The sequence below is a fragment of the Streptococcus sp. HMSC074B11 genome (assembly GCF_001808705.1).
Lineage (GTDB): Bacteria > Bacillota > Bacilli > Lactobacillales > Streptococcaceae > Streptococcus.
Genome location: NZ_KV794273.1, coordinates 89821 through 95612, shown reverse-complemented (window position 1 = coordinate 95612; position 5792 = coordinate 89821). Strand labels below are relative to the sequence as shown.

The following is a 5792-nucleotide window of genomic DNA, read 5'->3' as shown; positions in this document are numbered from 1 at the left end:
CTACTATAAACAAATCTCAGAAGGTTATGAGGATCGTGAACGCTTTGTCATCCTGCAAAAAGTGGGCTTGGATCAAAAACAAATCAAACAAACCATTAACAAGCAGGTCTTGACTGTTTTCTTCCTCCCTGTAATCTTTGCTTTCCTACACTTGGCTTTTGCCTATCATATGTTAAGTTTGATTCTTAAGGTTATTGGGGTAGTAGATACAGCTATGATGTTAAGTGTAACACTTTCTATTTGTGGTATCTTTGCCTTCATCTACGTACTTATCTTTATGATTACTTCAAGAAGCTATCGTAGAATTGTTCAAATGTAAAAATAGAAACATCAAAAAAGAGAGTGGGACAGAAATCGTTAATTCGTTAGAATTCGATTTCGTCGTCCCCCCTCCGCACAGTTGAGTAGGGCTGTAAAAGCTGATGAAATCAGCGTAGTAGAGCCCACTCAACCACTGCGTCTTGCTCGACAATCCAAAGACAATTGAGAGGCTAGGACTTTTGTCCCAGCCTCTCTTTTAGTAGCTGGGATTTTGTACCAGGTTTTATATCTTATTTCTCAACACGTGATTTGTTGGCGATATCAGCTAGGATTGCTACTACAAACTCATCATGTTTAAACATTAAAACGGTATCTACTTTCAGAGGAGATATCGTTTTTCTTCTTCGGATAAGGATACAAAAATTTCTTCCTTTCTCTATCTTTTAAATTAATTGATTTCTTCAGAGAAAGACTGTAAAATTTTTGATATAATATCAAGGATGGACTGATGGATATTTAATACTCTTCGAAAATCAAATTCAAACCACGTCAGCGTCGCCTTACCGTACTCAAGTACAGCCTGCGGCTAGCTTCCTAGTTTGCTCTTTGATTTTCATTGAGTATAAAGGATAATTTTCAAAAGAATGACAGGTGAGAATTAAAAATATGTAAGATTGGACAGAAGTCTCTCTACTATCATCCATGCAGAAACAAGATTATATGAAATAAAAGGAGTAACCAATGTCCGGAAACTATTCAACACGTGAATTCCGCGAGAAACTATATGATGACCTTCATGTTCGATTAAGAGATACACTGATTTTGATGTGTGCGATTTTTATTGCCTCTATAGGTCTAAATATGAACTCAACAGCTGTCATTATTGGAGCCATGCTGATTTCCCCTCTTATGACACCGATTGTTGGACTGGGGTTTGGTTTAGCTATTTTTGATACGCGTTTAATCAAGCAATCTCTAGAGGTTTTATTTACTCAAGTATTGGTCAGTTTGCTTGTATCGACTCTGTATTTCTGGATTTCGCCTTTATCTTATGCAAGTAGCGAGTTGATCGCACGAACCTCTCCAACCATTTGGGATGTTCTCATTGCTATTGCTGGTGGGATAGCAGGTTTCATTGGTTCAAGGAAAAAAGAAGCAAACAATATCGTACCAGGAGTAGCCATCGCAACAGCTCTGATGCCACCTATCTGCACTGCAGGATATGGTTTAGCTAATGGAAATGTACGATTTTTATTTGGGGCTCTTTATCTTTTCTTGATCAACTGTGTCTTTATCATGTTAATCAACATTGTTGGAACAAGAATTATGATGAGAAAATCTCCCTTAAGTTCATTTAAAGAGCTAAACATTAAAATGAGAATTGGTTTGATTTCCTTGATTGTATTATTGGTTCTTCCAGCCAGCTATTCAGCAGTCACTCTGACGATGGATCAAGCACGAAAAGAAGGGATTAAACAGTTTGTAGGCAAAGAGTTCGCTAATCATACGGTCATTAATCAAGTCTACAAGTCAAGGAGCAATGAATTAGTCTTGACTGTTGTTGGAGATCCGATTTCAGAAGAAGAATTAGAAACCATCCGCCAAAAACAAGCCTCTTACGGTATTCAATCTGTTCAATTAAAAGTCAATCAAGTCCATAATTCGACAAAATTAGATAGTGAGGCGACCAAGGAATTTTACGAAACAATTAACCAGTATATCGATCAAAAACTCTCTGAAAAAGATTCACAAAAAGACCTCATAAAAGAAAATGAGGCAGACAAGGACTGAGGATAGTCAACTTATCTAACTCATGGAAGCAAATCCTGGGAGGATATCCTATATCCAAAAGTTAATGGATAAAAGGATTGTTGATGAGGATACTATTTGTGGTGGCTTGACCAATCATTACTAACTCAGGTGAAACAAAATATAAAAAGCAACAACGTTTTCAGTTGTTGCTTCTTTATTTAGCTGGAATTTTTATCCCAGGTTTTATCGTTTATTTTTCAACTCGTGATTTGTTAGCGATGTCTGTAAGAATCAATTCTACAAATGCATCTACCGGCATAGTTTCAGTTTCTTTTTGACCATAACGGCGAACGTTTACAGCCTTCTCTTCCATTTCCTTGTCTCCAACGATTAATTGGTAAGGAATCTTTTGAGTTTGAGACGCACGAATCTTGAACTGCATTTTTTCATTGCGCTCATCCACGTCTGCACGGACACCACGGTCACGGAGCTTCTTAGCCACTTCCCAAGCGTAGTCCACATGTTTCTCGTTAGATACTGGGATGAGGGTTACTTGGTGTGGTGCCAGCCATGTTGGGAAGGCACCTTTGTAGTTCTCAATCAAGATCGCTGTGAAGCGTTCCATAGTTGAGATAACCCCACGGTGAATCATAACTGGACGGTGTTCTTCACCATCAGCTCCGATATATTTAAGGTCGAAGCGTTCTGGGAGCAAGAAGTCAAGCTGGATAGTAGAAAGAGTTTCTTCTTTACCAAGGGCAGTCTTAACTTGGATATCCAATTTTGGTCCGTAGAAGGCTGCTTCACCTTCAGCTTCAAAGTAGTCAAGTCCCATGTCATCCATAGCTGATTTCAACATACGTTGAGCATTTTCCCACATCTCATCGTTATCAAAGTACTTGTGAGTATCTTGAGGGTCACGATATGATAAACGGAAACGATAGTCAGTCAAGTTGAAATCTTCGTAAACGTCGATAATCAATTGAAGTGTACGTTGGAATTCATCTTTAATTTGTTCAGGTGTTACGAAAGTATGACCATCATTAAGGGACATTTCACGTACACGTTGAAGCCCTGTAAGAGCACCAGATTTTTCATAACGGTGCATCATACCGATTTCAGCAATACGGATTGGCAATTCACGGTATGAGTGAACGTGGTGTTTAAAGACCTCGATATGGTGAGGACAGTTCATTGGACGAAGAACGAATTCTTCACCATCACCCATATCCATGGTTGGGAACATATCTTCACGGTAGTGATCCCAGTGACCAGAAGTCTTGTAAAGTTCTACTGAGGCAATTGGTGGAGTGTAGACGTGTTGGTAACCAGCGGCGATTTCCTTGTCGACGATGTAGCGTTCCAATTCACGACGGATAGTGGCACCATTTGGCAACCAGAATGGAAGACCTTGACCAACTTCTTGAGAAATCATGAAGAGATCCAATTCTTTACCAAGTTTACGGTGGTCACGTTCCTTAGCTTCTTCACGCATTTGAAGGTAGTTTTTCAAGTCTTTCTTGTCAAACCAAGCTGTACCATAGATACGTTGCATCATAGCATTGTCGCTATTTCCACGCCAGTAAGCACCAGCTACGTTGAGAAGGTGGAAGATTTGGATGCGACCAGTTGATGGGACGTGTGGGCCACGGCAAAGGTCTACATATTCACCTTGACGGTAGATAGTTAAGCCACCTTCGTCTTCTGAGTGTTCTTCAATCAATTCCAACTTGTATGGATCGTTTTTGAAGATTTCACGCGCTTCATCTTTAGTCACTTCTTCACGGATTGATGGGAAGTTTTCTTTAACGATTTTCTTCATTTCTTCTTCGATACGAGGAAGGTCTTCGTTAGAGATTTGACCCGCTTGGTTGTCTGTATCGTAGTAGAAACCATCTTCGATCGCTGGACCAACTCCCAAGTGAATGTCTGGGAAAAGGCGACGAGCAGCTTGGGCAAATAAGTGTGCTGCAGAGTGACGCAAGATTGGAAGGGCATCTTCGTGATCAGGTGTCACGATTTCGATGCTTCCGTCTTCAGTGATGGCACGAGTAGTGTCGATGAGTTTGTCGTTAAATTTACCAGCGAGAGCTTTTTTAGCTAGGGAATTGCTGATAGATTGAGCAATTTCAAAAGTTGTAACGCCAGATTCGAATTCACGAACAGCGCCATCTGGGAAAGTAATTTTAATCATGATTTTCTCCTTATATTATTAGTTATCAATTATTTTTATAGCAGAAGTGTTTCCCTATTTTTACAGACTTAAATCAAGAAAAACAAAAAGCGACATCCTCGAAAGGACGTCGCAACGTGGTTCCACCTTCATTTATGTACAACAAAAACTGTTGACACCTCTGATTGGCTCTAACGTGGCCACCGTTTTATGTTTGCATAAAAGTTAGTAGAGTAGTATCAGTTTAGACTTCCTATGCGTTCTCAGCAACCACGCACTCTCTGGTAGAAAGATTCTAAGTGACTTGTCTCTATGCATTATTATAGCATGATTGTGAGATTTTTCAAGGATTTTGTGAAAGTTTTTTGCTTTTCAGTTTTTGCATTAGATACCTGATAGCGGCACCAATAACTGTACCTAGTAGAATAAGAATTTCATAGGCAAGGAAATAAACAATGATAAATTCTCTGAAAGGAATGATTGTAAAGCCATAGAGCAAGCAACTACCTAAAAGCCAATGCAGTGAAAAACCAAATCGATAACTATAAAGAAGAGAAACTATAAAAACTACAACAGGCGAAATGATGAATATATTTAAAAGATAGAGCTCCGTTAGTTTTGGATTCTGTAATAGTAGTATAAATAATCCATAAAGTGGACAATAAAAGAAAAATACGACCAGATAGTAGGGGAGATATTTGAACAATTTACGCATGGTAATCACCTCGTTATAAAACTATCAACTTAGATATCCTTCCTATGAATATTATAGCATATTTGTGGTATGGATAGTAAATTAGTTGACAAAGAACTTAGTTATTGGTAGAATAGAAATTGTCGTAAAGACAAATAACTTCTTCTTGGTTACAGGCATGCCAACCTGTCACTCGGATGAAGCCAAATAAAAAGGAGAAACATCATGGCAATCTCAAAAGAGAAAAAAAATGAAATCATTGCACAATATGCACGTCACGAAGGTGATACAGGTTCAGTAGAGGTTCAAGTTGCTGTCCTTACTTGGGAAATCAACCACCTTAACGAACACATCAAACAACACAAAAAAGACCACGCTACTTACCGTGGATTGATGAAGAAAATCGGTCGCCGTCGTAACTTGCTTGCATACTTGCGCAAAAACGACGTTAACCGTTACCGTGAGTTAATCAACTCTCTTGGACTTCGTCGTTAATCTTGCGTCTAAAACGTTTCTATACTTCGTTGGCTTCGCCTCGATGTACCATCAGTACAATCTTCGTCTTGCCGCCTAGTCTATAAACGTTTTATCCAGCAAGAATCAAGCTCTCTGATATCAGAGGGCTTTTTATGTCGTCACCTTACCTCAATATACTCAAGTATGTTCTTCGGTTACGTCTCCTAGCACTGTAAGGTAAAATAAACCAGATCTTCTCCCTTGGGGGAGATTTTTTTGTTTCACTAAAATTTTTGTACAATCTTCGGCTTGCCGCCTAGTCTATAAACGTTTTATCCAGCAAGAATAGAGCTCTCTAATTTCAGAGAGCTTTTTTATTTTTTTCACCTTACCTCGATATACTCAAGTATAATCTTCGGTTACGGTTCCTAGCACTGTAAGGTAAAATAAACCAGA

The 5792-nt window shown here is 39.0% G+C and carries 4 protein-coding genes and 2 pseudogenes; 3 read left to right on the top strand and 3 right to left on the bottom strand.

Annotated features, from left to right (window positions below; genetic code table 11):
* Window positions 1-319: pseudogene (locus HMPREF2619_RS05420) on the top strand (FtsX-like permease family protein); the annotation flags it as partial.
* A gap of 683 nt (window positions 320-1002) precedes the next feature.
* Window positions 1003-2052, top strand: coding sequence for a DUF389 domain-containing protein (locus HMPREF2619_RS05415; RefSeq protein WP_004251231.1), 1050 nt, complete (start codon window positions 1003-1005; stop codon window positions 2050-2052).
* A gap of 211 nt (window positions 2053-2263) precedes the next feature.
* On the opposite strand, the gene thrS is transcribed toward HMPREF2619_RS05415, so the two are convergent.
* From thrS to HMPREF2619_RS05405, 3 genes and pseudogenes are all read right to left on the bottom strand, one after another.
* Window positions 2264-4207: a threonine--tRNA ligase gene (thrS, locus tag HMPREF2619_RS05410; RefSeq protein ID WP_070459769.1), complete on the bottom strand. Its 1944-nt coding sequence runs from the start codon at window positions 4205-4207 to the stop codon at window positions 2264-2266.
* 73 nt (window positions 4208-4280) lie between these two features.
* Window positions 4281-4408: pseudogene (locus HMPREF2619_RS11800) on the bottom strand (AAA family ATPase); the annotation flags it as partial.
* Window positions 4409-4529: 121 nt separating this feature from the next.
* Window positions 4530-4901, bottom strand: a complete 372-nt coding sequence (locus HMPREF2619_RS05405; RefSeq protein ID WP_070459766.1) for a hypothetical protein — start codon at window positions 4899-4901, stop codon at window positions 4530-4532.
* A gap of 204 nt (window positions 4902-5105) precedes the next feature.
* Between HMPREF2619_RS05405 and rpsO the strand changes: the two genes are divergently transcribed.
* Window positions 5106-5375: a 30S ribosomal protein S15 gene (gene rpsO, locus HMPREF2619_RS05400; RefSeq protein WP_001018251.1), complete on the top strand. Its 270-nt coding sequence runs from the start codon at window positions 5106-5108 to the stop codon at window positions 5373-5375.
* The last annotated feature ends 417 nt before the right edge of the window (window positions 5376-5792 follow it).

Excerpts from the sequence above, each read along its gene's own strand:
- HMPREF2619_RS05405 (WP_070459766.1), bottom strand. The coding sequence starts at position 4,901 with ATGCGTAAATTGTTCAAATATCTCCCCTACTATCTGGTCGTATTTTTC.
- rpsO (WP_001018251.1), top strand. The coding sequence starts at position 5,106 with ATGGCAATCTCAAAAGAGAAAAAAAATGAAATCATTGCACAATATGCA.
- HMPREF2619_RS05415 (WP_004251231.1), top strand. The coding sequence starts at position 1,003 with ATGTCCGGAAACTATTCAACACGTGAATTCCGCGAGAAACTATATGAT.
- thrS (WP_070459769.1), bottom strand. The coding sequence starts at position 4,207 with ATGATTAAAATTACTTTCCCAGATGGCGCTGTTCGTGAATTCGAATCT.